The 25,201-nt window shown below is 37.6% G+C and carries 24 protein-coding genes (1 of these 24 running past the window's edge); 22 read left to right on the top strand and 2 right to left on the bottom strand.

The annotated features are described in order from the left end of the window. The first annotated feature begins 6 nt into the window (after nucleotides 1-6). Genes rsmI through tsaD form a run of 6 tightly spaced genes read left to right on the top strand, consistent with a single transcriptional unit; the run spans nucleotide 7 to nucleotide 4,545 of the window. A complete protein-coding gene (rsmI, locus tag DKL56_RS05565; RefSeq protein WP_109715713.1) occupies nucleotides 7-861 on the top strand; it encodes a 16S rRNA (cytidine(1402)-2'-O)-methyltransferase in 855 nt (284 codons plus the stop codon). A gap of 9 nt (nucleotides 862-870) precedes the next feature. Next, the gene (locus tag DKL56_RS05560) at nucleotides 871-1,608 is read left to right on the top strand and encodes an acyl-[acyl-carrier-protein] thioesterase (RefSeq protein WP_046307402.1); all 738 of its coding nucleotides are present in this window, start codon (nucleotides 871-873) and stop codon (nucleotides 1,606-1,608) included. A 53-nt stretch (nucleotides 1,609-1,661) separates the two neighbouring features. Beyond that, nucleotides 1,662-2,180 carry a folate family ECF transporter S component gene (locus DKL56_RS05555; protein WP_109715712.1) on the top strand — a complete coding sequence of 173 codons (519 nt, stop codon included), beginning with the start codon at nucleotides 1,662-1,664 and terminating at the stop codon, nucleotides 2,178-2,180. Nucleotides 2,181-2,206: 26 nt separating this feature from the next. Continuing rightward, a complete protein-coding gene (gene tsaB, locus DKL56_RS05550) occupies nucleotides 2,207-2,947 on the top strand; it encodes a tRNA (adenosine(37)-N6)-threonylcarbamoyltransferase complex dimerization subunit type 1 TsaB (RefSeq protein WP_109715711.1) in 741 nt (246 codons plus the stop codon). After that, entirely contained in the window at nucleotides 2,931-3,503 is a 573-nt protein-coding gene (rimI, locus tag DKL56_RS05545; RefSeq protein WP_239440574.1) for a ribosomal protein S18-alanine N-acetyltransferase, read from the top strand. Before tsaB ends, rimI begins: the two co-directional genes overlap by 17 nt. Further along, nucleotides 3,496-4,545: a tRNA (adenosine(37)-N6)-threonylcarbamoyltransferase complex transferase subunit TsaD gene (gene tsaD / locus DKL56_RS05540; protein WP_109715709.1), complete on the top strand. Its 1,050-nt coding sequence runs from the start codon at nucleotides 3,496-3,498 to the stop codon at nucleotides 4,543-4,545. Before rimI ends, tsaD begins: the two co-directional genes overlap by 8 nt. Nucleotides 4,546-4,589: 44 nt before the next feature. Here tsaD and DKL56_RS05535 read toward each other — a convergent pair whose 3' ends face one another. Then, nucleotides 4,590-4,994 (bottom strand): GNAT family N-acetyltransferase, encoded by a 405-nt coding sequence (locus DKL56_RS05535; RefSeq protein WP_109715708.1) that lies wholly within the window; start codon nucleotides 4,992-4,994, stop codon nucleotides 4,590-4,592. Between the two features lie 213 nt (nucleotides 4,995-5,207). On the opposite strand from DKL56_RS05535, the gene DKL56_RS05530 reads away from it, so the two are divergent. Further along, nucleotides 5,208-6,077 (top strand): PhzF family phenazine biosynthesis protein, encoded by an 870-nt coding sequence (locus tag DKL56_RS05530; RefSeq protein WP_109715707.1) that lies wholly within the window; start codon nucleotides 5,208-5,210, stop codon nucleotides 6,075-6,077. A 36-nt stretch (nucleotides 6,078-6,113) separates the two neighbouring features. Here the strand turns inward: DKL56_RS05530 and DKL56_RS05525 are convergent, their stop codons facing one another. After that, nucleotides 6,114-8,045, bottom strand: coding sequence for an ABC-F family ATP-binding cassette domain-containing protein (locus tag DKL56_RS05525; protein WP_109715706.1), 1,932 nt, complete (start codon nucleotides 8,043-8,045; stop codon nucleotides 6,114-6,116). Nucleotides 8,046-8,344: 299 nt separating this feature from the next. Between DKL56_RS05525 and DKL56_RS05520 the strand changes: the two genes are divergently transcribed. The 15 genes from DKL56_RS05520 to DKL56_RS05450 form a co-directional block, all read left to right on the top strand. Further along, nucleotides 8,345-8,986, top strand: a complete 642-nt coding sequence (locus tag DKL56_RS05520) for a redox-sensing transcriptional repressor Rex (protein ID WP_109715705.1) — start codon at nucleotides 8,345-8,347, stop codon at nucleotides 8,984-8,986. Between the two features lie 180 nt (nucleotides 8,987-9,166). Next, on the top strand, nucleotides 9,167-9,451 hold the full coding sequence (groES, locus tag DKL56_RS05515) for a co-chaperone GroES (protein WP_046307385.1): 285 nt from the start codon (nucleotides 9,167-9,169) through the stop codon (nucleotides 9,449-9,451). 17 nt (nucleotides 9,452-9,468) lie between these two features. Then, on the top strand, nucleotides 9,469-11,097 hold the full coding sequence (groL, locus tag DKL56_RS05510; protein ID WP_109715704.1) for a chaperonin GroEL: 1,629 nt from the start codon (nucleotides 9,469-9,471) through the stop codon (nucleotides 11,095-11,097). 174 nt (nucleotides 11,098-11,271) lie between these two features. Next, nucleotides 11,272-11,940 (top strand): DUF969 domain-containing protein, encoded by a 669-nt coding sequence (locus DKL56_RS05505; RefSeq protein WP_074426265.1) that lies wholly within the window; start codon nucleotides 11,272-11,274, stop codon nucleotides 11,938-11,940. After that, on the top strand, nucleotides 11,941-12,864 hold the full coding sequence (locus tag DKL56_RS05500; RefSeq protein ID WP_109715703.1) for a DUF979 domain-containing protein: 924 nt from the start codon (nucleotides 11,941-11,943) through the stop codon (nucleotides 12,862-12,864). It abuts the gene before it with no gap. Between the two features lie 21 nt (nucleotides 12,865-12,885). Next, the gene (gene pcp, locus DKL56_RS05495; RefSeq protein ID WP_109715702.1) at nucleotides 12,886-13,533 is read left to right on the top strand and encodes a pyroglutamyl-peptidase I; all 648 of its coding nucleotides are present in this window, start codon (nucleotides 12,886-12,888) and stop codon (nucleotides 13,531-13,533) included. 164 nt (nucleotides 13,534-13,697) lie between these two features. Then, complete coding sequence (gene mutS, locus DKL56_RS05490; RefSeq protein ID WP_109716046.1) at nucleotides 13,698-16,277, top strand: DNA mismatch repair protein MutS; 2,580 nt, start codon at nucleotides 13,698-13,700, stop codon at nucleotides 16,275-16,277. Nucleotides 16,278-16,279: 2 nt separating this feature from the next. Beyond that, nucleotides 16,280-18,163 carry a DNA mismatch repair endonuclease MutL gene (gene mutL, locus DKL56_RS05485; RefSeq protein WP_109715701.1) on the top strand — a complete coding sequence of 628 codons (1,884 nt, stop codon included), beginning with the start codon at nucleotides 16,280-16,282 and terminating at the stop codon, nucleotides 18,161-18,163. 3 nt (nucleotides 18,164-18,166) lie between these two features. Beyond that, complete coding sequence (gene ruvA / locus DKL56_RS05480) at nucleotides 18,167-18,751, top strand: Holliday junction branch migration protein RuvA (RefSeq protein ID WP_109715700.1); 585 nt, start codon at nucleotides 18,167-18,169, stop codon at nucleotides 18,749-18,751. 34 nt (nucleotides 18,752-18,785) lie between these two features. Beyond that, on the top strand, nucleotides 18,786-19,802 hold the full coding sequence (gene ruvB / locus DKL56_RS05475) for a Holliday junction branch migration DNA helicase RuvB (RefSeq protein WP_109715699.1): 1,017 nt from the start codon (nucleotides 18,786-18,788) through the stop codon (nucleotides 19,800-19,802). A 71-nt stretch (nucleotides 19,803-19,873) separates the two neighbouring features. Continuing rightward, the gene (gene yajC, locus DKL56_RS05470; protein WP_109715698.1) at nucleotides 19,874-20,311 is read left to right on the top strand and encodes a preprotein translocase subunit YajC; all 438 of its coding nucleotides are present in this window, start codon (nucleotides 19,874-19,876) and stop codon (nucleotides 20,309-20,311) included. Nucleotides 20,312-20,431: 120 nt separating this feature from the next. Continuing rightward, complete coding sequence (zwf, locus tag DKL56_RS05465) at nucleotides 20,432-21,880, top strand: glucose-6-phosphate dehydrogenase (protein ID WP_109715697.1); 1,449 nt, start codon at nucleotides 20,432-20,434, stop codon at nucleotides 21,878-21,880. Next, a complete protein-coding gene (gene dinB / locus DKL56_RS05460) occupies nucleotides 21,873-23,009 on the top strand; it encodes a DNA polymerase IV (protein ID WP_109715696.1) in 1,137 nt (378 codons plus the stop codon). The genes zwf and dinB overlap by 8 nt, the downstream gene beginning before the upstream one ends. Before the next feature lie 55 nt (nucleotides 23,010-23,064). Next, on the top strand, nucleotides 23,065-24,021 hold the full coding sequence (locus DKL56_RS05455) for a DHH family phosphoesterase (RefSeq protein ID WP_109715695.1): 957 nt from the start codon (nucleotides 23,065-23,067) through the stop codon (nucleotides 24,019-24,021). Next, nucleotides 24,014-25,201, top strand: partial view of a DEAD/DEAH box helicase gene (locus DKL56_RS05450; protein ID WP_109715694.1) — the 5' portion only. It continues 171 nt past the right edge of the window; the window shows 1,188 of its 1,359 coding nt (coding positions 1-1,188); its start codon is at nucleotides 24,014-24,016; the stop codon falls past the right edge of the window. The genes DKL56_RS05455 and DKL56_RS05450 overlap by 8 nt, the downstream gene beginning before the upstream one ends.

The raw sequence follows: 25,201 nt of genomic DNA, 5'->3' as shown, positions 1-25,201 counted from the left end.
AGATAGATGCAGCGGCAAAGTAGCTATGCGACAGACAAGGGTAAACTTTATTTAGTACCAACTCCGATTGGTAATCTAGAAGACATAACCATTCGGGCCAAAAAAGTTTTACAGAGCGCGGATTATATTGCAGCCGAAGACACACGAACAAGTGGAATTTTATTGGAAAAGATTGGCGTTCATAATCATATGCTGTCTTTTCATAAATATAATTCTAAACAACGTGCTCCGGAACTAATTAAACTAATGCAAGAAGGAGCTGTAATTGCTGAAATCAGTGATGCTGGTATGCCAGTTATTTCTGATCCTGGTTATGAATTGGTGCAAGAATGTATCAAAAACGATATTCCAGTTGTACCACTTCCAGGAGCTTCTGCCTTTACGACAGCCCTGATTGCTTCAGGTTTTGATGCGCAACCTTTCACTTACTACGGCTTTTTACCACGAAAAGCTAGCGAGCAGAAGCCGTTTTTTGAACAAATGAATGAGGCAAGAGCAACGTCAATTTTTTATGAAGCACCTCATCGCTTGGCTAAAACGCTTAAAAACATGGCAACAGTTTTTGATTCTAACCGACAAATTGTTGCTGCTAGAGAATTAACCAAAATTCATGAAGAATTTGTTCGCGGTACGATTACTGAATTAAATGATTATTTTGAGGAGAATGCTCCGCGAGGCGAATTTGTAATATTGGTATCACCAAATGACAAAGAGCAAGAGCAACTCTCCTGGGATGAATTAATTGCATTAGTTGATCAGCGTGTACAGCTTGGCGATAGTAAGAAAGTTGCAATCAAAGAAGTTGCTCAGGAAAATAATGTCTCGAAGAATGAGTTATATGATCGATATCATCAAAAGTAGGCAAGTAATATGAAATATAGTGAACAACATACAGTAAATTATTATGAATGTGATGAAAACCGGCATTTAAGATTACCAGCAATGATTAACTTGATGATGAGTGTTTCTGAGAATCAACTAGCCGATAGCTCTGGTAGCACCGAAGAGTTGACACGTCGCGGCCTGGGCTGGGTAGTAACGCAGTATCATTTAGATGTTAATAGGTGGCCTGAGCCTGGTGAAGTAATTACTCTAACGACTGAACCAATTGGTTATAACCGGTTCCTGGAGTATCGTGATTACCAATTTACTGATGAAAAGGGCAATACCCTGATTACTGGTAAAAGCGAATGGGTTTTATTTGATTTAAGTAAACGTAAATTGGTTTCAACCGATAAAGAAATGATGGATGATTTAGGCATTCCTTTATTGAAAAAGTTGCCACGTTTTCCACGTTTGAAGCCACAAGATGAATATCAAGATAAGCGTCAATACCGCGTTCGCTATGACGATTTAGATACTAATCATCATATGACTAACGGCCACTACTTTAACTGGTTTATTGATACTTTGGATCGTGATTTTCTTAAGACTCATGTTATTAGTGGGATTGACATCAAGTTTAACCTTGAAGTACGCTATTCGCAGACGCCATTTGCTTGTGTAAAGTTGGTTGAAAACGAAGATGAAATCAAGTCATACCACACAATTGCTGATGAAGAACGGAATGATAAAGCCGTTTGTGAACTAACTTGGCGTAAATTATAATATAATTAGACGAGGTTATTAAACCAAGTTTATTATGAAAGAAGTGCTGCAAAATGACTACAAAGGAAATATTTAAGGTTGAATTGCGCGATCTAGTCCTTTTAGGCTTTGTTGTTGCCATCAAAGTTGTTCTTAGTCGCTTTAGTCTTGGAACAACAGTTGTTCATGTTAGTCTAGGTTTTATTGGAAGCGTCATGCTTGGCTATTTATTTGGCCCAGTTTGGGGTGCAATTGGCGGTGGAATTAGTGACTTCGTGTCCTCAGCGCTATTTGGCAACCAAGGGGGCTTTTTTATTGGCTTCACATTAAGTGCAATGATCGGGCCACTTATTTATGGTTTGCTTTTTTACAAGAAACCAGTTAAAATTTGGCGCATTATTCTTGCAACGATTTTGGTTACAGTTATAGTCAATATTGGATTGAATACACTATGGGTTCATCTGATGTATGGCATGGATCTCAAGGCAGCTTTAATTCAGCGCATCCCTAAAGAGACGATTGTGCCTTGGATCGAAATGGTTGTTACTTACTTTGTTTTACAAGCAATTTCGCGGGTAAAAATTAGAAGATAGTTTTAAAAAGGTAGAAGTAATCTGAAATGAAAATTTTAAGCATATCAACGGCAACTAATGAGTTGAGTGTGGCTTTAAATGAAGATGAACGCTTAATAGTAGAAAAGAATGAATTGGATGAGCGGAACCACAGTGAACATCTCGATCCAATTATTGATGAAATTCTGAACAAAAATAAGCTTAAGTTAAAGGATATTGACCGTTTTGCAGTCGCAATTGGTCCAGGTTCATACACAGGTCTACGTATCGGTGTCACAACAGTGAAAATGTTTGCCAGCATTTTAAATAAAGAAGTAGTTGGCGTTTCTACTTTACAAGCTTTAGCAGCCAGTTGCTCTGAAGAAGATACTTTATTGGTGGCTGGAATTGATGCCAGAAATGACAACTTCTTTGCAGGAGCATACCTTAATGAAAATGGGCAGCCAGTTAATGTCATTCCCGATGGACATTACCACATCGATGTTTTACTTACTGCAATCAACGAGTATTTAAATGATCATAAGCCGAAAAAGCTTCTCTTTATTGGATCTGGTTTTGATAAGCAGATCGAGCAACTTGATACGCTTGAACTGCCATATTCATTTGGCTCTGATGAGCAAAATGCAATTCATACAGGTTTAATTGGCAAGCTTGCACTCAACAAGGAACCAGTTGATCCTGATTTATTGTTACCAAACTATTTGAGACGGACACAAGCTGAAGTAGATTGGCATAAAAAGACGGGTAATCCGTTTGGTCCAGATAGTAATTATGTGGAAGAAGTTTAAACAGCTAGTTACGTTTCCGCATTTAGCAAATGACTCAAGTGATTTTCACTTCAGGCCATTTGCCTTTAAATTGCAGCAAGAAACGCTTCAAGTAATGAAGGCAAAAACTGATGAAATCACTAATCTACTATTACTTGAAGAAAAAGTCTATAATGGTGCGACACCATGGTCAGCTGCAATTTTTCAAGTTGAACTAATTAAAAAGGATTCACTGTATTTAGTGGTTTATCATGGTTCGAGATTAGTGGCAATGATTGGGATGCGTAAGATGAATACTGAAGCCCATGTTACTAACATAATGGTTGATCCGGAGTGGCAACACCAAGGGTTAGGTACTTACTTGATGAAACTGATGATTGACTACGCGCAAAAAGCTAACTGCAGTTTTATTAGTTTAGAAGTGCGAATTGACAATGAAAACGCCAAAAAGCTCTATCAGGCTCTGGGCTTTACAGTTAAGTTAGTTCGCCCAAATTATTATCAAGACGTACATAAAGATGGATTGAATATGGTGCTGGATATAACAACACAAAAGAAAGGGATTGACTTTGGATAGTAAAAAAGATATCCGTATTTTGGCATATGAAAGCTCATGTGATGAGACTTCAACTTCAGTTGTCAAAAATGGTCGCGAAATTGAAAGTTTAATTGTTGCTACACAAATTAAGAGCCACCAGCGTTTTGGTGGTGTTGTGCCTGAAGTGGCAAGTCGCCATCATATTGAAGTAATTAGTCAAATTACTAAAGAAGCTTTGGCTGAAGCCAATGCTACTTGGAATGATATTGATGCCATTGCTGTAACTTATGGTCCTGGACTGGTAGGTGCATTGCTAATTGGTGTTAGTGCTGCTAAAGCTGCTTCAATGGCAACAGGTTTACCTTTGATTGGTGTCGACCATATCATGGGTCATATTATGGCAGCCCAATTAACAGATGAAATTGTTTATCCTGCATTGGCACTTCAAGTTTCTGGCGGTCATACTGAAATTGTTCTTTTGAAAGACCCAACTCATTTTGAAATTGTTGGTGACACGAGAGATGACGCTGCAGGGGAAGCATACGACAAGATTGGCCGCGTTCTTGGTGTTAATTATCCTGCTGGTAAAACTATTGATGAATGGGCACATCAGGGTAAAGATACATTCAATTTTCCACGTGCAATGATGGAAGACGACGATTATGATTTTTCTTTTTCTGGACTAAAGAGTGCGTTTATTAACACCTGTCACCATGCGGATCAGATTCATCAAGAATTAAATAAATATGATTTGGCGGCTAGTTTTCAAGCTGCGGTGGTTGATGTTTTGGCTCATAAAACAATCAGGGCAATCAATCAGTATCAACCGAAAACCTTCATTATGGGTGGGGGTGTTGCTGCTAATTTAGGTTTACGTGATCGAATGGAAGCTGAAATTGCTAATCTACCAGAGAATTTAACTCCTAAAGTTATTTTGCCAAGTCTAAAATTATGTGGTGACAATGCAGCAATGATAGGTGCTGCTGCCTATAATCTCTATAACGAAGGTAAATTTTCAGATTTAACTTTAAATGCAGATCCTTCGCTCGAATTACCTTACGCAACAGAAATGTTAAAGTAAAAACAAAAAGACTCAACTTTTAAGGTTGAGTCTTTTTGTTATGGTTAATATTCGTGATAAAAAGCAACTAATTCACCTTGATCACAAGATGAAAAGTCATTTTTTTCATAAAAGGCACGTGTTTCAGGTTCTTCCATTGTCAAAAGCACTTGTTGGCGCACGTGACGAAATTCTTTACGTACTTTATTAATCAATGTTGAGCCAATTCCCTGGTTTTGATACGCAGGTAAAACCAGTAAGTCTTGAATATAAATAATAATCAAGCCATCACCAACGACACGAATTAAGCCGATTAGTTGATCATGATCGAATGCGCCAAGCACATAAAGCGAATTATGGACAGCTTGCTGAAGTAGTTCAGGTTTTTCTGTATATGAAGTCCAGCCTACACTTTGATACAAGTTAATTAGCTGTTTTAGATTAATATTCTTATCGGTTAAAAAATTCATTTTGTTTGTCCTCCTTAATTTATTTACAAATTAAAGAGCAATGCGTAATTTCTCCATTTCATAACCTCGCTTTTTAATTAATGGTATTAGGTAACCTTCATTTTATGAAAAGTGGGTCTAAAAGACAAGATGCTTGAGAACTTAATTAGCTATTCAGCATTTAAAGTTGAAATGTTAAACTAGTTATTTATAAAACTAGTGGAGGATATATTTATGCAACACAATTATGTGGCTTTTAGCCAGGCAGATGTTTTTACCCAAATACCTTATCAGGGTAATCCGGTCGCGGTAATTATTGATGGTGACAAGTTTAGCGATGATGAAATGCAAAAAATAGCGAATTGGACCAACCTTTCGGAAACCACATTTTTATGTTCGCCAACGAATCCTGCTGCTGATTATCGTTTACGTATTTTTACCCCTAAAGAAGAACTATCCTTTGCAGGTCACCCAACGATTGGCTCAGCAAAAGTGGCATTGAATAATGGACTAAAGCCTAAGCATTCTGAATACTTAGTGCAAGAATGTACTAAAGGATTGGTACCGGTTTTTATGAAGCAAGACAAATTATTCTTTGCCTTACCTGAACCTGAAGTAAAACCAATTTCATCAGATTTATTAGAAGCAATTGCTCAGGCTCTAGGGCTTCCAAATATTGATTCAATTAAGCTAGCTAAGGTAGTTGACGTTGGAGCAGTTTGGTACACTTTATATCTTGATACGGTTGAAACTGTTCTTAGTCTAAATCCAGACGACAGCCAATTAGCATCATTATTGCCAAAAGGCACTTCAGGTGTAACTGTTTTTGCCTTGACTGATGGAGAAACGGAAGTTGAAGTTCGGTCATTTGCCCCCAGACAAGGTGTCCATGAAGATCCTGTTTGTGGGAGTGGGAATGGTGCAGTGGCAGTTTTGGTTAAAGAAGAGCACCTATTAGCAAAATCTCACTATCTTGCTAGCCAAGGCCAAAAATGTGGGCGCTCCGGGTTAATTGAAGTTGACTTAGATAATCAAGGTCAAATTCTAATTGGTGGACAAGCTGTTGAGTGTATTAAAGGTCGAATTACGTTACCAGAACGGTAAAAAAAGACATTGCAGGTTTATGCAATGTCTTTTAGTTTATTCAAAATCATCTAATGCAGTGAGAGCTGTTTCCCAGTCATCATTTGCCTTGTCTAATTCGGTTTGAATGTCTGTTAATTTTTCTTGAAGTGGTCCAAGCTTATCAAAATTAGTAGCAATTTCAGGATCAGCCATTTCAGTTTGAATTTCTTCTTGCTGTTTTTCAAGTTGGTCGATTTTTGCTTCAGCAGCTTCTACTTCACGTTGCAACTTCCGTTTTTGTGAATCGCGCTGCTTTTGTTCTTGATAAGAAAGCTTGTTGGCTGATTCATCAGAAGGATTTTCCATTTCTGTTTCATTTTGCTTAACAGGAGCTTCAACCGCAGTATCTGTCGTTTTAGCTTTTTCGTTAAGGTAATATGTGTAATCACCCTCATAAACTTTGGCATGCTGGTCTTTAACTTCAACAATTTTGTTTGATAGTTGATTGATAAAGTAGCGGTCGTGTGAAACGAACAGTAAAGTGCCATCAAACTTTTGTAAGGCTTGTTCAAGTACTTCTTTAGCTTCTAAGTCTAAGTGGTTAGTAGGCTCATCCATTAGCAAAAAGTTGTTATGCTCAAGGGATAAGACTGTCAGAGTCAGCCTGGCTTTCTGTCCACCTGATAGTTGCCCGACTGTCTTATCAATGTCTTTAGCCGTAAAAAGAAAACTTGCTAGAATTGAACGTACATCCCGCTCGGGCATCGTTTTATGGCGATCCCAAATTGTATCAAGCACTGTTTTGGTCGGATCAAGCAGTTGTAATTCTTGATCATAATAACCGATGTCAAGAGAGGCACCATACTTGATCGAACCACCCTTTGGCTTTAATTCCTTCATGACAGTTTTAAGTAGGGTAGATTTACCAATTCCGTTAGGGCCAATTACTGCAACACGATCGCCCTTGTTAACTTGCAAGGAAATATCTTCGACCATGGTTTTGGTTGGATAACCAATGGTTAAGTCACGTAAAATTAATACTTCTTTTCCGGAAGGGCGTTCACTTCTAAAGTTAATTTGAACCTTGTTTTTATGTTTAGGTGGAGTGATCCGTTCCATTTTTTCTAGTTGCTTACGTCGACTTTGGGCACGCTTAGTGGTTTTAGCTCTGGCAATATTCTTTTGAATGAATTCCTCATCCTTTTTAATTTTTTCTTGTTGCCGCTCGTAAGCCTCTTCTTGCTGCATGTTGCGTAACTCACGCTCAGCAACATAGTTAGAGTAGTTTCCCTTAAAAACAGTTAGCTTACCGAATTGCAATTCAAAAATTTGGTTAGCCAAATGATCTAAAAAGTACTGGTCGTGGGAAACAACCAAGATAGCACCAGAATAGCTCTTTAGATAGGTTTCTAACCAGTCCAAAGTATCTAAATCAAGATAGTTGGTAGGCTCATCGAGCAAAAGTAGTGGTGGCTTACGTAACAACAGTTTAACGAAAGCCAATCTAGTTTTTTCACCACCAGAAAGACTACCAATTGTTTTTGTCCATGTTGATTCAGGAAAATTAAAACCATTTAGAATACTCTTAATATCAGATTGATAAGTGTAACCACCTTGTTGCTCAAAGTTAAATTGAAGTTGGTCATACTGTTTTAGCAGCTGCTTATCCTCAGGATGAGCGGCAATTTTTTCCTGCAGAGTTTGAATATTCTGGCTCATTTGAATTAGCGTAGCAAAAACAGTTAACATTTCATCCCAAATGTTGTTTTCTTCGTTTAAACCATTTTCCTGTGCAATATAACCAACGTCGATGTCTTTATTAATCGTGAATTCGCCATGTGTAGCTTCTTCTTCACCGGTCATAATTTTTAATAGGGTAGTCTTACCAACCCCATTTGGTCCCACTAGACCAATTCGTGCATTTGAATCAATTGAAAAATTGACGTTCTTAAATAGTGTAGTAGCGCCAAATTGTTTCTCTAAGTTGTGTCCTTGTGCAATTATCATAATTTTTCACCTAAAAACTATTTTAGCATACACTGCAGTGCGATAGTGGACGGATTATTGAAGGGAGGAAAAAACAAAGTTAGTGAAGATTTGGTAATTATCAATTTGTTAAGGGATGTACAAATAAGTTTTCACTAAGTCAAAATTTTTTTGGAAAAACTGAAATTAGCCCCTTTTTTATTAATTCAAGATTGTGAAAAAAACATTTGCAAATGCTATCAATTTATAGGTAAAATAATACTAATTGATGAGCTAATTCACAAATAACTCTTAGGCAAAATAAGTTGGAGGCTTTTAGAATGGAAAAAATCAAAATACCGACTGCGACTGCGAAAAGATTACCGTTATATTATCGCTATTTAATTATTTTAAATGAGGCAGGTAAGGAAAAAGTTTCGTCGACTGAATTGTCAGAAGCTGTTCAAGTAGATAGTGCTTCAATTAGACGTGACTTTTCATATTTTGGTGCTTTGGGTAAGCGTGGCTATGGATATGATGTAAAGAGTCTGCTTACTTTTTTCAAAAAGATTCTTAATCAGGATACTCTAACTAATGTTGCCTTAGTCGGTGTTGGTAATTTGGGACATGCGCTTCTTAACTATAATTTTAAGCGGAGTAACAATATCCGTATTTCCTGTGCCTTTGATATTGACCCTAAGATTACTGGTAAAATTTTAAGCGGTGTGCCAGTTTACGAAATGAGCGAGTTGAAGAAACAATTAAGTGATCAGCAAATTACTATTGCCATTTTGACGGTCCCATCTGATTCTGCCCAAAGAACTGCGGATGATATGGTCGAAGCAGGCATTAAGGGCATCATGAACTTTACCCCTATTCGCTTATCTGCTCCAACTGGTGTAAGAATTCAGAATGTGGACTTAGCAACTGAATTACAGACATTGATTTACTTCCTTGACTCGGATAAGGGTAAGAATAGCTAGTAATAAACCTAATAATATCAACGTTTTAAGTGAATTAGCACTTTGATGAAAAAAGTGCTAATTTTTCTTGCTTTTTTTTGGAAAAGGGGTTATTATCATATTTGTAAGTTAGCACTTGGGTAATAGGAGTGCTAACCGGCAAGTAATTAAAAAAGAAATTAAACAATAGGAGGGACAAACGTGTTACAACCAATTGGTGATCGCGTGATCGTAAAAGTTAAAGAAGAAGAAGAAAAAACTGTAGGCGGAATCGTCCTTGCTTCAAATGCAAAAGAAAAGCCAACAGAAGGTGAAGTTGTTGCAGTTGGTGAAGGCAGTTATGCTGACAACGGCGACAAGATTCCAATGTCTGTCAATAAGGGCGACGTTGTTCTTTACGACAAGTATTCTGGCACTAATGTTGAATACGAAGGCGAAAAATTCTTAGTCCTTCATGAAAAAGATATTTTAGCAATTGTTAAGTAATCTAAGGAGCGGATATTATGGCAAAAGACATTAAATTTTCAGAAAAAGCAAGACGTTCCCTATTAAAGGGTGTTGATAAATTAGCTGATACTGTTAAAGCAACTATCGGTCCTAAGGGTAGAAATGTTGTTTTGGAACAATCATACGGTAACCCAGAGATTACTAACGATGGAGTAACAATTGCTAAGTCAATTGAATTAAAAGATCACTACGAAAACATGGGTGCTAAGTTAGTAGCTGAAGCAGCACAAAAGACTAACGATATTGCCGGTGATGGTACTACTACTGCAGTTGTTTTAACTCAAGCAATTATTCGTGAAGGAATGAAGAACGTTACTGCCGGTGCTAACCCTGTAGGTGTTCGTCGTGGTATTGAAAAAGCAACTAACGCAGTTGTTGATGAATTACACAAGATCAGCCACACAGTTTCTTCAAAAGATCAAATCGCTCAAGTTGCTTCAGTTTCTTCAGCTTCAAAAGAAGTTGGTGATTTAATTGCTGACGCAATGGAAAAAGTTGGTAATGACGGTGTTATTACCATTGAAGATTCACGTGGTATCGAAACTGAATTATCTGTTGTTGAAGGTATGCAATTTGACCGTGGTTACTTATCACAATATATGGTAACTGACAACGACAAAATGGAAGCTGACTTAGACAATCCTTACGTTTTGATCACTGACAAGAAGATTTCTAACATTCAAGATATCCTACCTTTGTTGCAAGAAATCGTTCAACAAGGTAAATCATTATTGATTATTGCTGATGACGTTTCTGGTGAAGCTCTTCCAACTTTAGTATTGAACAAGATTCGTGGTACTTTCAATGTTGTAGCCGTTAAGGCTCCTGGTTTTGGTGACCGTCGTAAGGAACAATTACAAGATATTGCTGCTCTTACTGGTGGTACAGTAATTACCGAAGACCTTGGTCTTGAATTAAAAGACACTACAATTGCTCAATTAGGTCAAGCACGTCGTATCACTGTAACTAAGGACTCAACTACTATTGTTGATGGTGCTGGTTCAGAAGATGCTATCAAAGAACGTGAAGATTCAATCAGAAAGCAAATTGCTGATACTACTTCAGACTTTGACAAGAAGAAGTTACAAGAACGTCTTGCTAAGCTAACTGGTGGTGTAGCTGTTATTCATGTCGGTGCTGCAACTGAAACTGAATTGAAAGAACGTAGATACCGTATTGAAGATGCATTGAACTCAACTCGTGCTGCTGTTGACGAAGGTTACGTAGCAGGTGGTGGTACTGCTTTAGTTGATGTTGAAGATGCTGTTAAGGGCCTTAAGGGTGACAACGCAGATGAACAAACAGGTATCAACATTGTTTTACGTGCTTTAAGTGCTCCAGTTCGCCAAATTGCTGAAAACGCTGGTGAAGATGGTTCAGTTATCTTGAACAAACTTGAAAGTCAAGATCCTGAAGTTGGTTACAATGCAGCTACTGACAAGTGGGAAAACATGGTTGAATCTGGTATTATCGATCCAACTAAGGTTACTCGTACTGCATTACAAAACGCTGCCTCAATTGCTGCTTTATTATTAACTACTGAAGCAGTTGTTGCAGAAATTCCAGAAGATAAGCCTGCAGCTGATCCTAACGCTGCTGGTGCTGGCGCTCCTGGTATGATGTAATAATTATTTTGCTGATTCAAAAGAGTCGTTCAATTGAACGACTCTTTTTTATTGCTAAGTTTTAGCTTTTCATCTTGACTTTCTCAAAAATCGTTTATGAGAAATTTGACAAAAAATGATAATAATATTAATATGTTTGCTTGTATTATATTTTTTCACAAGAAAGGAAAGCTAATGGAATATTTATGCTTACTTGGCGTTCTAGTGATCGTTGTAGGTTTTGCCCTAGGACTAGACACAGTCGCCGTTGTTGTAATTTCTGCTTTGGTATCAGCCTTAGTATCAGGAATTGATTTTGTTTCGTTTTTACGAATTTTAGGAAAAGGATTTATTGATAATCGAATGGTTTCAATCTTTTTCTTAACTTTGCCAACAATCGGAATAATTGAGAGACACGGTCTTAAAAAGGCAGCAGTTAACTTAATTAATAAGATTAAGAACTTAACACCAGGTAGAATTTTTGATATCTATACTGCAATTCGTGAGATTGCTGCACTCTTTGGTATTTCCCTTCAAGGACAAGTTCAATTCATTGCTCCTTTAATTAATCCAATGGCTCAAGCTGCTGGAAAGGTAAATGGTGAATTGACAGAATTAGAAGTTGACCAAATTAAAGGTCGTGCTGCAGCAAGTGAAAACTTTGGTAACTTTTATGCGCAGAACCTATTTATTGGTTCTTCAAGTGTATTGTTAATTGCCAGTACAATGAAATCGCTGGGTCATCCAGTTGAAACAAACTCTATTGTTATAAACACTTTGCCAATTGCGATAATTTGTTATCTTCTATGCTTAGGTTATAACCACATCTTTGATCAAAAACTAAAGAAAGCAAAGGTAAAATAAATGGAAGCGATAATTAATAATTTCTTGTTGGCTTTTTACATTATTATTGGATTATTCTTTTTGGCTGCAGCGATTGAATCATGGCGTGACCAAACAAATCCAGCTCGTTGGGGCACAGGTTTATTCTGGTTGATTTTTGCCGCACTGTTTGCTCTAGGTCAATGGTTACCTAGTGAAATCAGTGGTGGTTTGCTACTTGTGATTGCTCTGCTTTCACTATTTAAGCAAGTGCGTGTTGGTCATATTAAGGAGCTAAGTGAAAAAGTTGCTTCCGAAACGGTTAGTCGAATTGGCAACTGGATCTTTTTACCAAGTATTTTGCTAGCAATTATTGCATTAGTAATTGCACAATTTACTAAACTTGGCGGTCAAGTTGGTATTGGAATTGCAGCAGTTATTTCTTTAATTGTTGCAATGATTTTAACTAAATCAAATATTAAAGTTGCGTATGAAGATACTCAGAGAATGGTGCGTTCGGTTGGATCTGCCGGAATTCTGCCACAATTGTTAGCAACATTGGGAGTTGTTTTCACTGCCTCCGGTGTTGGTCAAGCAACTTCAAAAGCGATTTCTGGACTATTTCCGGTTGGTAACCATCTATTAGGTGTTATTCTATACTGTGTAGCAATGGCATTGTTTACTGCAATTATGGGTAATGCTTTTGCAGCTTTTGCCGTAATTACAGCTGGTATCGGTATTCCATTCGTGATTGCACAGGGTGGTTCCCCTGTTGTTGTGGCTGCTTTAGGTATGACTGCAGGCTATTGTGGAACTTTGCTAACACCAATGGCAGCAAACTTTAACACTTTGCCTGTTGCATTAATGGAAATGAAAGATCCACTAGGTGTAATCAAACAGCAATATCCAATTGCATTAATTATGTTGCTTGTTCATATTATCTTGATGTACTTCTTAGCTTTTTAGTAGTTAGAAAAGAGAATGAAAATGAAAATTTTAGTAACAGGTTTTGATCCATTTGGTGATGATAAAATAAATCCTGCAATCGAAGCCGTTAAACGGTTAGACGATGAGATTGCTGGTGCAAAAATTATTAAAGTTGAAATACCAACGGTTTTTGGTGATTGTGCCGATGTTGTGCATGATGCGATTGAACAACATCAACCGGATTATGTTTTAAACATTGGTCAAGCTGGCGGCCGTTATGCGCTAACTCCAGAACGAGTTGCGATTAACTTTGATGATGGTCGAATTGCTGACAACAAAGGTTATCAACCGATTGCGACACCAATTCATGAAGATGGTCAGAATGCGTACTTTACCCAATTGCCTGTTAAGGCAATGGTTAAAGCAATCCGTGAAGCTGGAATTCCTGCATTGGTTTCAACAACAGCGGGTACTTTTGTCTGCAACCACATTATGTATCAAGTTCAGTATATGATTGATAAGGAATTTCATGACCTTAAAGCTGGTTTCATGCATATTCCATTTTTACCTGAGCAAGTCGTTGCAAGACCAGATACACCAAGCCTAAGTTTGGCTGATGATGTAAGAGGTATTACTGCAGCAATTACTGCTATCGTTGAGATGGACGGTAAAAAAGATCTTCAAAGTGTTGAAGGTCACATTGCTTAAGATATATTAACTAAATTAGTAAATTGTTTTACACAATCAAATATTTGAAAAAAAGAGATCGTTTGTTGCGGTCTTTTTTTCTTTTGACAGACAGTTTAGCGTATAATGATAACAGTAACGCAAAAGAAGAAGAGGAATAAATGGCTAAAGCAAATTTAACTCCGATGATGGAGCAATATCACGAAATTAAAAAGCAATATCCCGATGCTTTTCTTTTTTATCGCGTCGGGGATTTTTATGAACTGTTTGAAGACGATGCCGTCAAGGGTGCTCAGATACTTGAATTAACTTTAACGAATCGATCAAATAAATCAGAGAACCCGGTTCCGATGGCGGGTGTTCCTCATGTTGCCGTTGATTCCTACGTGGATACCTTGGTAGAAAAAGGATATAAAGTAGCGCTATGTGAGCAGCTTGAAGATCCTAAAGAAGCCAAAGGAATGGTCAAACGAGGTATTATTCAACTAGTTACACCAGGAACTTTAATGAATGACAAGCCAAGTGAGGCAAAAGAATCCAACTATTTAACTTCCGTTGTTACTACTAAAAATAGCTTCGGTTTGGCCTATAGTGACTTGTCGACTGGTGAAATTTATACTACACATTTAAAAACCTTCGTAGCCGTTTTAAATGAACTACTATCATTGCGAACTAGGGAAGTTGTTTATAATGGCCATTTAAGCGACCATGACAGTGAATTTTTGCATAAAGCTAATATTACAGTTTCAGAACCAGCTGAATTAACTGGTAATCACGCTGAGGTTTCATATGCACAACAGAATTTAACTAATGAAGCTGAAAAAGAAGCAGTTAAGCAATTAGTGGGTTACTTGTTGCAAACACAACGTCGCAGCTTAGCACACTTACAAATTGCTCAAAGTTATGAAGTTAGTCAATATTTGCAAATGACACATACTGTTCGTGACAATTTGGAATTGACTGCTTCAGCTAAAACGGGCAAAAAAATGGGTTCACTCTTTTGGGTACTCGATAAAACTCATACGGCAATGGGAGGCCGTCTTTTAAAGCAGTGGCTTGCACGCCCACTTTTATCTGTTAATGAGCTGACTGATAGACAAGAAATGGTCCAAGCTCTTCTTGATGGTTATTTCACGCGCGAAAATGTTATTGATTCGCTAAAAGGCGTTTATGACTTGGAAAGATTAACTGGACGAATTGCCTTTGGCAACGTTAATGCCCGTGAAATTCTGCAATTAGCACACTCACTTCAAGCAGTTCCAGACATTTTGACCTCTTTGGCAAATTCTGATAATCCCGTGTTGCAGGATTTTGCGCAAAAGATTGATCCGTTAAAAGGAGTTGCGGAATTAATTAGTTCTACCATTGTCGAACAACCACCAATTTTGACCACAGAGGGTGGCTTGATTCGTGATGGTGTTGATAGTCAGCTAGACCGTTATCGAGATGCTATGAATAATGGTAAAAAATGGCTAACTGAGATGGAACAGACCGAGCGTCAGAAAACTGGAATTGATAATCTGAAAGTTGGTTATAATAAGGTTTTTGGCTATTATATTCAAGTCACCAATTCAAATAAGAGTAAGGTGCCACTAGATCGTTATACACGCAAGCAGACCTTAACTAATGCTGAAAGATATATCACACCAGAACTAAAAGAACACGAAAATTTGATTTTGGAAGCTCAAACCAAGTCGACAGAACTTGAATATCAATTATTCGTCAAATTACGTGAAGAAGTTAAAAAAGATATTTCTGCTTTACAAAAATTAGGTGCGCAGGTGGCTGAGCTTGACGTCTTTTGTTCGTTTGCGCAAGTGGCCGAAGAAAATAATTACTGTCGTCCAAGTTTCCATGCAGATAATCAGGATGTGAAAGTTGTTCTTGGCCGTCATCCCGTTGTTGAAAAGGTTATGAAGTCAGGAAGCTATATTCCAAATGACATCAAGCTGGCAAATGACACAGATATTTATCTCATTACCGGACCAAATATGTCTGGTAAGAGTACGTACATGAGACAAATGGCTTTAATTGCAGTTATGGCCCAAGTCGGTTCATTTGTTCCAGCAGATAGCGCAGATTTGCCGATTTTTGACCAAATTTTCACAAGAATTGGTGCAGCAGACGACCTGATTTCGGGTCAAAGTACTTTTATGGTTGAGATGACAGAAGCAAATGAAGCTTTGCAAAACGCAACCAAAAGAAGTTTGGTTTTATTTGATGAAATTGGCCGTGGAACTGCGACTTATGATGGTATGGCATTAGCTGGAGCAATTGTGCAGTACTTACACGATGAAGTTGGTGCTAAGGTTTTGTTTGCAACTCACTTCCATGAATTAACTGCACTTGAACAGACCTTACCTCGTTTGAAGAATATTCACGTTGGCGCAACTGAAGAAAATGGTAAGTTAATCTTTTTACATAAGATTTTGCCAGGTCCAGCAGATCAAAGTTATGGTATTCACGTTGCTCAATTAGCAGGATTGCCACGAAAAGTTCTTCGTCAAGCAACAAAATTGCTCAATCGCTTAGAAGCACAAGGTAATGATCTGGGGCCATCTTCGGCTCAACTTGACTTGTTCTCAAGTGCTACTAGTGATGAAGGCGAAAATCCAGTTGAGACGGCTGATTCTGAAAGCAAGTTAACAGATAAAGAAAAAGACGTTTTAGATGAAATTTCGAATCTCTATCTGGCTGACCAAACACCACTTCAAATAATGCAGCTAGTTGAAAACTGGCAAGAAGACTTAAAGGATGAGGACTAATCATGGGTCAAATTCACGAATTATCAGTCAATTTATCCAACCAAATAGCTGCTGGAGAGGTAATTGAGCGACCAGCAAGTGTAGTTAAAGAATTAGTTGAAAATGCAATTGATGCCGGTAGTTCTCGCATTCGAATTGACTTTATTGATGCTGGCTTGAAGCAAATTGTTGTTCAAGACAATGGCTCAGGTATTCCAAGTGATCAGATTGACCTTGCCTTTACCAGACATGCGACCAGTAAAATTAATAACGAACATGACTTATTCAACGTGGCAACGCTTGGATTTCGGGGAGAAGCATTGGCCTCAATTGCTGCTGTCAGTCATGTGGAAATTTTAACTAATTCGACGGGGACCATTGGAACTAAAGCGGAATTTTCTGCTGGCGTAAAGAAAAGTCAGGAAGATGCTGCGGCTACTAAGGGAACCCAAATAACCGTTAAAGATTTATTTTTTAACACACCTGCTAGATTAAAATACCTTCGTAGTCCGCGAACAGAAATTATGAAAATCGTTGATATTGTTAATCGAATTGCTCTTGGCTATCCAGAGATTTCGATTACTTTGATGAATGAAGGACGTTTATTGCTCAGAACAGCTGGCAATGATAACTTGAAGCAAACTGTTTCAAGTGTTTATGGCCGTTCAATTGCTGAAAAAATGATGCCATTTCAGAGCACTGATAACGATTTTGAGATTGAAGGACTAATTTCTAAACCAGGTCTGACTAGATCAACTCGCAATTTTATTTCAATCCTGCTTAATGGTCGCTATATTAATAATTTTCAATTGGCTACAGCAGTTATGGATGGCTATGGAACAAATTTGAGCGCCAAGCACTATCCAATAGCGGTGGTTAAAATAAAAGTTGATCCGTTACTTGTTGATGTTAATGTGCACCCGACGAAACGTGAGGTTCGGCTTTCAAAGGAAACTGAACTAAGTCGCTTAATTACCAATGCAATCAGCAGTGCTTTATTGGCTGACGATGTTCAGGCTGATGCGATTGAAAATTTAAATTCTTCGACTGAAGAAACCAGAATTGATCAGTTAAAGTTTAATCTTAATAAGAACGTCGTTGAAACTAAAAGACCTGAAATAACGAGTGACGAAGTTCATGAAGCTCCTGCTACTGAAATTCACCAGGAGCACAATCAGCAATATGTTGATTTGAATGAGCCACGTGAAGATGATCGCTATATCATTACAAAAACTTGGAAGGAAAATGTTGCAAAGCAAGTACAACTTAGACCCTTTTCCAAGTCAAAACTGACGGAAGAAGTGATTTCAGCTGGTGATGAAGTTTTAGCAAATAGCCTGCCAGAACTAAAATTGGTTGGACAAACTAGTGTATACTTAATTGCTACTAGTGGGGATGACTTATATTTGGTTGATCAAGTTGCAGCTAGACGATTGATTTCTTTTGAAAAAATTAGGGCAGAAATGTCCGCACAGCAAATCAATCAACAAGGATTATTGACACCACAGATTTTAGAGTTTGGTAGTCTAGACTTTATTCAAATAAAAGATAAATTGTCGGAAATCGAAAAAATCGGCATTTTTCTGGAAGAATTTGGGCAAGATACATTTATTTTAAGGTCGTATCCAACCTGGATTGAAGGTAATCTTGAACAGTCAATTAGATTGATTTTGGATAGCTACTTAAATGTTGACCAAAATAATTATGCAAATTTAGTTAAGCGAATAGCTGCTGATCAAGCTCAAAGAGCAGTTCCTGGACGCAAAAAATTATCAGCTGCCGATTGCAATAACATTTTGACGACCTTGCGCCAAATAGGTGATCCTTATCATGATGCAAAAGGAAACGTTGTGGTTGTGCGCTTACGTGAAAATGACTTGCGGAAAATGTTTAAAAAAGGTGAATAGTTAATGTATGAATATCTTTCTGGTGTAATCACTGTGGTGAAACCAGACTACATTGTAATTGACGTTGGTGGCGTGGGTTATAAAGTTTTTAGTCCCACTCCATTTGCGTATCAAGAGGGGCAGAAAGCGAGAGTTTTTATTGAACAAATCGTTCGGGACACTGGAATAACGCTTTTTGGCTTTCAAACTGAAGATGATAAGGGACTATTTTTGAAGCTACTCAGTGTAAGTGGGATAGGACCAAAGTCGGCCTTGGCAATAATGGCCGCTGAAGATAGTAACTCACTTGCTGAAGCAATTGAACAGGGAGAAGTGAAATATCTTACTCGGTTCCCTGGTGTTGGCAAAAAGACAGCTTCGCAAATTGTCCTCGATTTAAAAGGAAAACTTGGCGGTTATGTTCAGAAAATTGACAAATTTGCTGATCAAGAAGTTTCTCCTGAATTAAATGATGCACTCCTAGCATTGTTAGCACTTGGTTACACTAAGAAAGAAGTTGACCGAATCACGCCTACTTTGGCAGCTGAAAAGGAAACATCGGCTGATCAATATATTAAAAAGGGACTCGCTTTATTGTTAAAGAAGTAGTTTCTGTGATAAGTTAAACAAAAAGGAAGTGAAAATGGTAATGAATGAAGATGATTCAATTGTTTCAAGAGAAGTTCAAGGAAAAAATGAAGAGCAGACAGAGTTTTCATTGCGCCCGCAAAACCTTAAAGAATATTTAGGCCAAACAAGGGTTAAGAAGGAAATGTCTGTTTACATTGAAGCAGCAAAAAAGAGGGATGAGGCACTGGATCACGTTTTGCTATACGGTCCTCCCGGCCTTGGTAAAACTACTTTAGCTTTTGTCATAGCAAATGAACTTGGCGTAAATTTAAAAAGTACCAGTGGTCCTGCAATTGAAAAGGCGGGTGATTTAGTTGCACTATTAACTGATCTTGATCCAGGAGATATTCTATTTATTGATGAAATTCACCGCTTGCCCAAGCCAATTGAGGAAGTACTTTATTCTGCCATGGAAGACTTTTATGTCGACATTGTAATTGGAGAAGGGCAGACAACTCACGCTGTTCATGTGCCACTGCCACCTTTTACCTTAGTTGGTGCAACAACTTTGGCTGGACAGTTATCCGCCCCTTTGCGAGATCGTTTTGGAATTGTTGAACATTTACAATATTATGATGTTGATGAACTTCAAAAGATTATTCAACGTTCAAGTGAAGTTTTTAATATTAAAATAGGAGATCAAGCTGCTTATGAGCTTGCTAGAAGATCGCGTGGTACTCCTCGAGTAGCCAACCGTTTATTAAGACGTGTTCGTGATTTTGCGCAAGTAAAGGGTGAAAAAGTTATATCCTATGAGACGACTAGAGACTCACTTAAGCAACTACAAGTTGATGATGAAGGACTTGACCAGACCGACCGCAAGATTTTGCGAGTGATAATTGAGAGTTATCATGGTGGACCAGTTGGTGTTCGAACAATTGCCGCAAATACTGGTGAAGATGTTGAAACAATTGAGTCTTTATATGAGCCATATTTATTACAACACGGTTTTTTATTGATGACACCGCGCGGGCGCATGGTAACTGAAAAAGCATATTTGCAGCTTGGATTGCCAGTTCCGAACGAATAGTGCAAATGTTGCTTATGTTTTGTATAATATATTTTTAGATAATTAGAAATTTTAATTTGAGGAGTGTAAACGTGAATACTTTATTTTTAGCTAATGCTAATAACGGCATGAGTAGCATGTGGACAATTGTTATCTTTATTGTTTTGATAGCCTTAATGTACTTTACAATGATTAAGCCACAGAAGAAGCAACAACAAAAGAAAATGGAAATGATGAATGAACTTAAAAAGGGCGACAACGTTATCATGATTGATGGCTTGCACGGTAGAGTTGATTCTGTTGATACTAAAGATAAAACTGTTGTGATTGATGCAGATGGTATTTATTTAACTTTCAGTCGCATGGCTGTTCAACAAATTTTGCCAGATAAAACTGCATCTGCTGAAGCTCCAGCAACTGAAGAAAAAGCTGAAAAGCCAGATTCTGAAAAACAAGTTGAAGAACCAGCATCTAAGCCAGAAGAAGACAAGCCTTCTAAGTCAAATGAAGAATCTTCACCTAAAGAATAGATATAATAAAAAGTGCCCAGTAAGGCACTTTTTTTATTTATGATTATCAAAAGCTGTGTTTAACTGAAAAGTAATATAAAATAAAAGTAAAGATCAATAATACTTTGAAAGGACCTTCTCATGAAAAATATTCCTGTTGTAATGATTATTTTTGGTGGTAGTGGCGACTTAGCCCACCGAAAGCTCTACCCCGCTTTGTTCAATTTATATGAGCAAGGCTTAATTCACGATAACTTTGCTGTAATTGGTACCGCTCGTCGGCCATGGTCTAATGAATATTTGCGTGAACAAGTTAGTGATGCTGTTCATGAAACCCATAGTGAAGTAAACGAAAATGATCTAGCCACTTTTGCAAGTCATTTTTACTATCAATCACATGATGTTACAAACGTTGAGCATTATGAAACTTTGAAAAATCTAGCTCAAGAACTTGATGATCGCTATAGTGCACAAGGAAATCGCATTTTTTATATGGCAATGGCACCACGCTTTTTTGGTCAAATTGCTCAACATATCAATGATCAACATTTGACCAGTACAGGTTTTAATCGAATTGTGGTTGAAAAACCTTTTGGACGCGACTTGACTAGTGCAGAGGAATTAAATAAGCAAATCACCGCTTCATTTGATGAAGACGATATTTTCCGCATTGATCATTACCTTGGTAAGGAAATGATTCAGAACATCTTGCCACTACGATTAACCAATCCTTTGATTAAAAATGTTTGGAACAATTCTACAATCAAAAATATTCAAGTAACATTGGCAGAACATTTAGGTGTCGAAGCGCGCGGCGGCTACTATGAAACATCTGGTGCATTGCGTGATATGGTACAAAATCATATTTTTCAAATTATTACTCTCCTAGCAATGCCAGAGCCAAAAGATTTATCCTCAAAAAGCATCCATGCAGCTAAACAGGAATTGCTAGATAGTTTAATTATTCCTAATGAAGCAGAAATTGCTAAACACTTTGTACGAGGACAATATTTAGGAAGTGATGTAACTTTTGGTTATCGCCAAGAACCTAATGTTGCCCAAGACTCCAACACGGAAACTTTTGTCGCAGGTGAAATAAAGTTTGGTAAAGGTCCGTTAGCAGGAATGCCAATTTACTTCAGAACTGGTAAAGAGATGCGCGAGAAAAAGAATCGTATTGATATTGTGCTGAAACACATGTCTAACCAATATGGTCAAGCGCATTCAAATAATATAACTATTATCATTGATCCTGACATGCAAATTTATATTACGATTAACGGTAAGAAAATTAATACACCTGGAATTCGACGCGAAAATCTGGCTTATCAGTTTACTAAAGAAGAACAAGGTAAAGTGCCTGATGGTTATGAACGTTTGCTTCATGATGTATTTGTCAATGATTCAACCAATTTCACGCATTGGAGTGAATTAAAAAATTACTGGAAATTCATTGATGTAATTGAAGAAGCTTGGCAAAAAGATAACGAAAATGGTCAAGAGCCAGAACAATACTTGCCTTATCGAATGGGACCAAAAGCTGCAAACGATATCTTTGATTCGCCAACTGAACGCTGGATTTATGACTGATTATAGCGACGGCCTACTGCCTAAAAACGATACTTCTCGTAAAATTATTCACATTGATATGGACGCTTTTTATGCATCAGTTGAGATGCGCGATAAGCCTGAATTGAAAAATAAGGCAGTTGTAATCGGACATGATCCACGTAAAAGTAATGGTCATGGTGTAGTTTCAACTGCTAACTATGTTGCAAGAAGTTATGGCGTTCATTCTGCTATGCCTTCGATTAAGGCATTTCGCTTGGTTCCGGCCGAAAAATTGGTTTTTTTGGAACCGGATTATAAAAAATATTATTCTGTTTCTGCTGAAGTTCATAAAATGATGCACGAAATGACAGACCGTGTTCAGTCAATTGCTTTAGATGAAGCATATTTAGATGTGACTCAAAATAAATTGGGCATCAAATCAGCTGTACAACTCGCCATTGATTTACAGACTCGTATACGGAGAGAATTAAAATTAAATTGTTCTTTTGGAGTTTCCTACAATCGTTTTCTAGCTAAAATGGGCTCAGAATATTCAAAGCCATTTGGACGAACAGTAATTTTGCCTAGTGAAGCAAAAGAATTTTTAGCTGCACAAAAAATTGGTCATTTTCATGGTATTGGACCAAAAACAGAGGAAAAATTAGCTGAAATGGGTATAACCACGGGTAAAGGTTTGCAGCAGACGCATGTTCGAGATTTGATTAAAGAATTTAATCGAATGGGTTATTTGATGGCAGAACATGCAAATGGAATTGATTTATCGCGAGTTATCCCAGACGATGAATACAATCGCAAGTCAATTGGAATTGAGCGTAGTTATGAACCATGCGTTTACGATAAGCAAGTAGCCCTGACTAATCTCAGAAATTACGCTAGTGAGTTGGCAGAAAAACTTAGCTATGGAAATTTTTTTGCTAGGACAGTTGTTTTAAAAATTCGTAATACTGAATTTGAAACAATTACTAGAAGAAGCAAATTAGAGCATGCCACCAATCAGGCAATTGAATTTTACGAAGCAGCCAAAGAACTTTTTGAACCACTTGCAGACAGTTTCTTAAGCGATGGAATACGACTATTAGGCATTACGGCGACTGATTTTACTGAAGCAGAATTTGAAAACGTTGACTTGAATTTATTTTCAAGTTAGGGTGTTATTTCTGTTAAACTAGTTAAAGTACTTAAGAGATCAAGAAGGAGAAGAAATGAACACTTTCCCAAAAATATATAAAAAAATCGAACAATATTCGACAATTATTTTGCACCGTCACACTAGCCCAGACCCTGACGCTCTAGGTTCTCAGGCAGGGCTTGCACGGTCATTAAGACTTAAATTCCCAGACAAAAGAATTTTATGTGCAGGTGAAAACGATGAAGGTGATTTGGCATGGATTAACACCATGGACGAAGTTACTGAGGCAGATTACAAAGGTGCATTAGTTATTACAACTGATACAGGTAATACTGCGAGAATATCTAATAAGCTATACAGTAAGGGTGACTTTTTAATTAAAATCGATCATCACCCAGATGTTGAACCATATGCGGATTTGAGCTTTGTTGATGACGAAGCACCAGCTGCTTCCCAAATTGTTGCGGACTTTTTATTTGAAGAAAATCTGCCTGTTACTGCAGAAGTTGCATACCCACTTTATGCAGGTATTGTTGGTGATACTGGTCGCTTTATGTATCCGGAAACATCAGAACATACCTTCAATGTTGTTGCAAAATTGACAGCAACAGGCATTAACATTAACGAAATTGCTCGTAATATTAGCGATGTAACTTTTGCACAGGCTAAATTACAAGCAGAAGTGCTTGAATATATGAAGGTTGATCCTAGTGGCGCGGCATATGCGATTTTGACAAGGGATGCACTAGAAAAACTAGGAGTAGATTCTGATCAAGCATCATGTACTGTATCAACTCCTGGAAGAATTAAAGACATTATTGCTTGGAATGTTTTTGTTGAAAAACCAGATGGAACTTTTAGAGTGCATTATCGTTCAAAAGGTCCAATTATTAACGAACTTGCTGCCCAACATGATGGTGGCGGACACGCCTTAGCCAGTGGAGCTAATGCTAAAGACATGGACGAAGTTAAGCAAATTTTTGCTGAACTAGTTCAGGTGACTAAGGAATATCGCGAAAAAAATGAATAATATTTTTACTAATGAAAAAATTAGACCAGAGTTGCGTGCTGGCTTAAAGAAAATACACTTTAGTCAGCCAACCAAAGTACAGGAAGAAGTTATTCCTGTTTTATTGGAGCGCAAAAATGTCGTTGTTCAAGCAGTAACTGGCTCAGGAAAAACGCATGCCTTTTTGGTACCAATTTTAAATGAAATTGATGAAAAACTTGAATATCCGCAAGCAATTTTGACTGCTCCTAGTCGAGAGTTATCTGAACAGCTTTATCAGGTTGCCCGTCAATTGAGGGATGCGGCTGGTCTGTATATTTCCATTGCTCATTTCGCTGGTGGTAGTGACCGTGAGCGTCAAATGAAAAAAATCAATAACCGCAATCCGCAAGTTATAATTGCCACACCAGGTCGATTACATGATTTTGTTGAGAAGAAAATTTTATTTTTGGATCACGTGCAAAATTTTATCATTGATGAAGCAGACATGACTTTGGATATGGGATTTTTAACGGATATTGATTTTATTGCTAAAAGGTTACCTAAGACAGTGACTTTTGCTGCTTTTTCAGCAACCATTCCAGTGAAGTTATCTAACTCTTTGCGGAAATATATGTCACAACCTGAGCAAATTGTCATCGATAATCCTGCTGTAATTTCACCTACAATCAAAAATGATTTGATTGATATTGGTGGAAAAAACCGCAAACGTATACTGTACCAATTATTAACCATGGGACAGCCTTATTTAGCATTAGTTTTTGCAAATACCAAGCAAACTGTAGATGAATTGACTAAATTTTTGCAGGAGCAGGGTTTACGTGTCGCTAAAATTCACGGCGGTATTACTGAACGTGAGCGGAAAAGAACTGTTCGCGAAATAAATGACGGTCAATACCAATACGTTGTTGCGACAGATTTAGCAGCACGTGGATTGGATATAGATGGCGTAAGTCTTGTGGTTAATTATGAGATACCACGTGATTTAGAATTTGTGGTCCACCGTGTTGGTCGAACAGGCAGAAACGGACTTTCGGGTCATGCAGTGACTCTTATTCGCGCCGAAGAAATGAACCGAATTGCTGGACTAGAAAAAATGGGAATTCATTTTGATTTTGTTGAAATTAAAAATGATGAGTTAGTACCACGAAAGCATTATCATAGTAGAAATGAACGCAGTTCAGACTCATACACTGTTGAT

This window comes from Lactobacillus apis (assembly GCF_003150935.1).
GTDB classification, from domain to species: domain Bacteria; phylum Bacillota; class Bacilli; order Lactobacillales; family Lactobacillaceae; genus Lactobacillus; species Lactobacillus apis.
Note: the sequence above shows the minus strand (reverse complement) of the source record. Positions and strands in the feature narration are given on the sequence as shown.

Excerpts from the sequence above, each read along its gene's own strand:
- DKL56_RS05535 (WP_109715708.1), bottom strand. The coding sequence starts at position 4,994 with ATGAATTTTTTAACCGATAAGAATATTAATCTAAAACAGCTAATTAAC.
- mutL (WP_109715701.1), top strand. The coding sequence starts at position 16,280 with ATGGGTCAAATTCACGAATTATCAGTCAATTTATCCAACCAAATAGCT.
- DKL56_RS05560 (WP_046307402.1), top strand. The coding sequence starts at position 871 with ATGAAATATAGTGAACAACATACAGTAAATTATTATGAATGTGATGAA.
- groL (WP_109715704.1), top strand. The coding sequence starts at position 9,469 with ATGGCAAAAGACATTAAATTTTCAGAAAAAGCAAGACGTTCCCTATTA.
- DKL56_RS05555 (WP_109715712.1), top strand. The coding sequence starts at position 1,662 with ATGACTACAAAGGAAATATTTAAGGTTGAATTGCGCGATCTAGTCCTT.
- tsaB (WP_109715711.1), top strand. The coding sequence starts at position 2,207 with ATGAAAATTTTAAGCATATCAACGGCAACTAATGAGTTGAGTGTGGCT.
- DKL56_RS05525 (WP_109715706.1), bottom strand. The coding sequence starts at position 8,045 with ATGATAATTGCACAAGGACACAACTTAGAGAAACAATTTGGCGCTACT.
- rimI (WP_239440574.1), top strand. The coding sequence starts at position 2,931 with ATGTGGAAGAAGTTTAAACAGCTAGTTACGTTTCCGCATTTAGCAAAT.
- rsmI (WP_109715713.1), top strand. The coding sequence starts at position 7 with ATGCAGCGGCAAAGTAGCTATGCGACAGACAAGGGTAAACTTTATTTA.
- mutS (WP_109716046.1), top strand. The coding sequence starts at position 13,698 with ATGATGGAGCAATATCACGAAATTAAAAAGCAATATCCCGATGCTTTT.
- ruvB (WP_109715699.1), top strand. The coding sequence starts at position 18,786 with ATGGTAATGAATGAAGATGATTCAATTGTTTCAAGAGAAGTTCAAGGA.
- dinB (WP_109715696.1), top strand. The coding sequence starts at position 21,873 with ATGACTGATTATAGCGACGGCCTACTGCCTAAAAACGATACTTCTCGT.
- DKL56_RS05505 (WP_074426265.1), top strand. The coding sequence starts at position 11,272 with ATGGAATATTTATGCTTACTTGGCGTTCTAGTGATCGTTGTAGGTTTT.
- DKL56_RS05530 (WP_109715707.1), top strand. The coding sequence starts at position 5,208 with ATGCAACACAATTATGTGGCTTTTAGCCAGGCAGATGTTTTTACCCAA.
- ruvA (WP_109715700.1), top strand. The coding sequence starts at position 18,167 with ATGTATGAATATCTTTCTGGTGTAATCACTGTGGTGAAACCAGACTAC.
- DKL56_RS05455 (WP_109715695.1), top strand. The coding sequence starts at position 23,065 with ATGAACACTTTCCCAAAAATATATAAAAAAATCGAACAATATTCGACA.
- DKL56_RS05520 (WP_109715705.1), top strand. The coding sequence starts at position 8,345 with ATGGAAAAAATCAAAATACCGACTGCGACTGCGAAAAGATTACCGTTA.
- DKL56_RS05500 (WP_109715703.1), top strand. The coding sequence starts at position 11,941 with ATGGAAGCGATAATTAATAATTTCTTGTTGGCTTTTTACATTATTATT.
- zwf (WP_109715697.1), top strand. The coding sequence starts at position 20,432 with ATGAAAAATATTCCTGTTGTAATGATTATTTTTGGTGGTAGTGGCGAC.
- pcp (WP_109715702.1), top strand. The coding sequence starts at position 12,886 with ATGAAAATTTTAGTAACAGGTTTTGATCCATTTGGTGATGATAAAATA.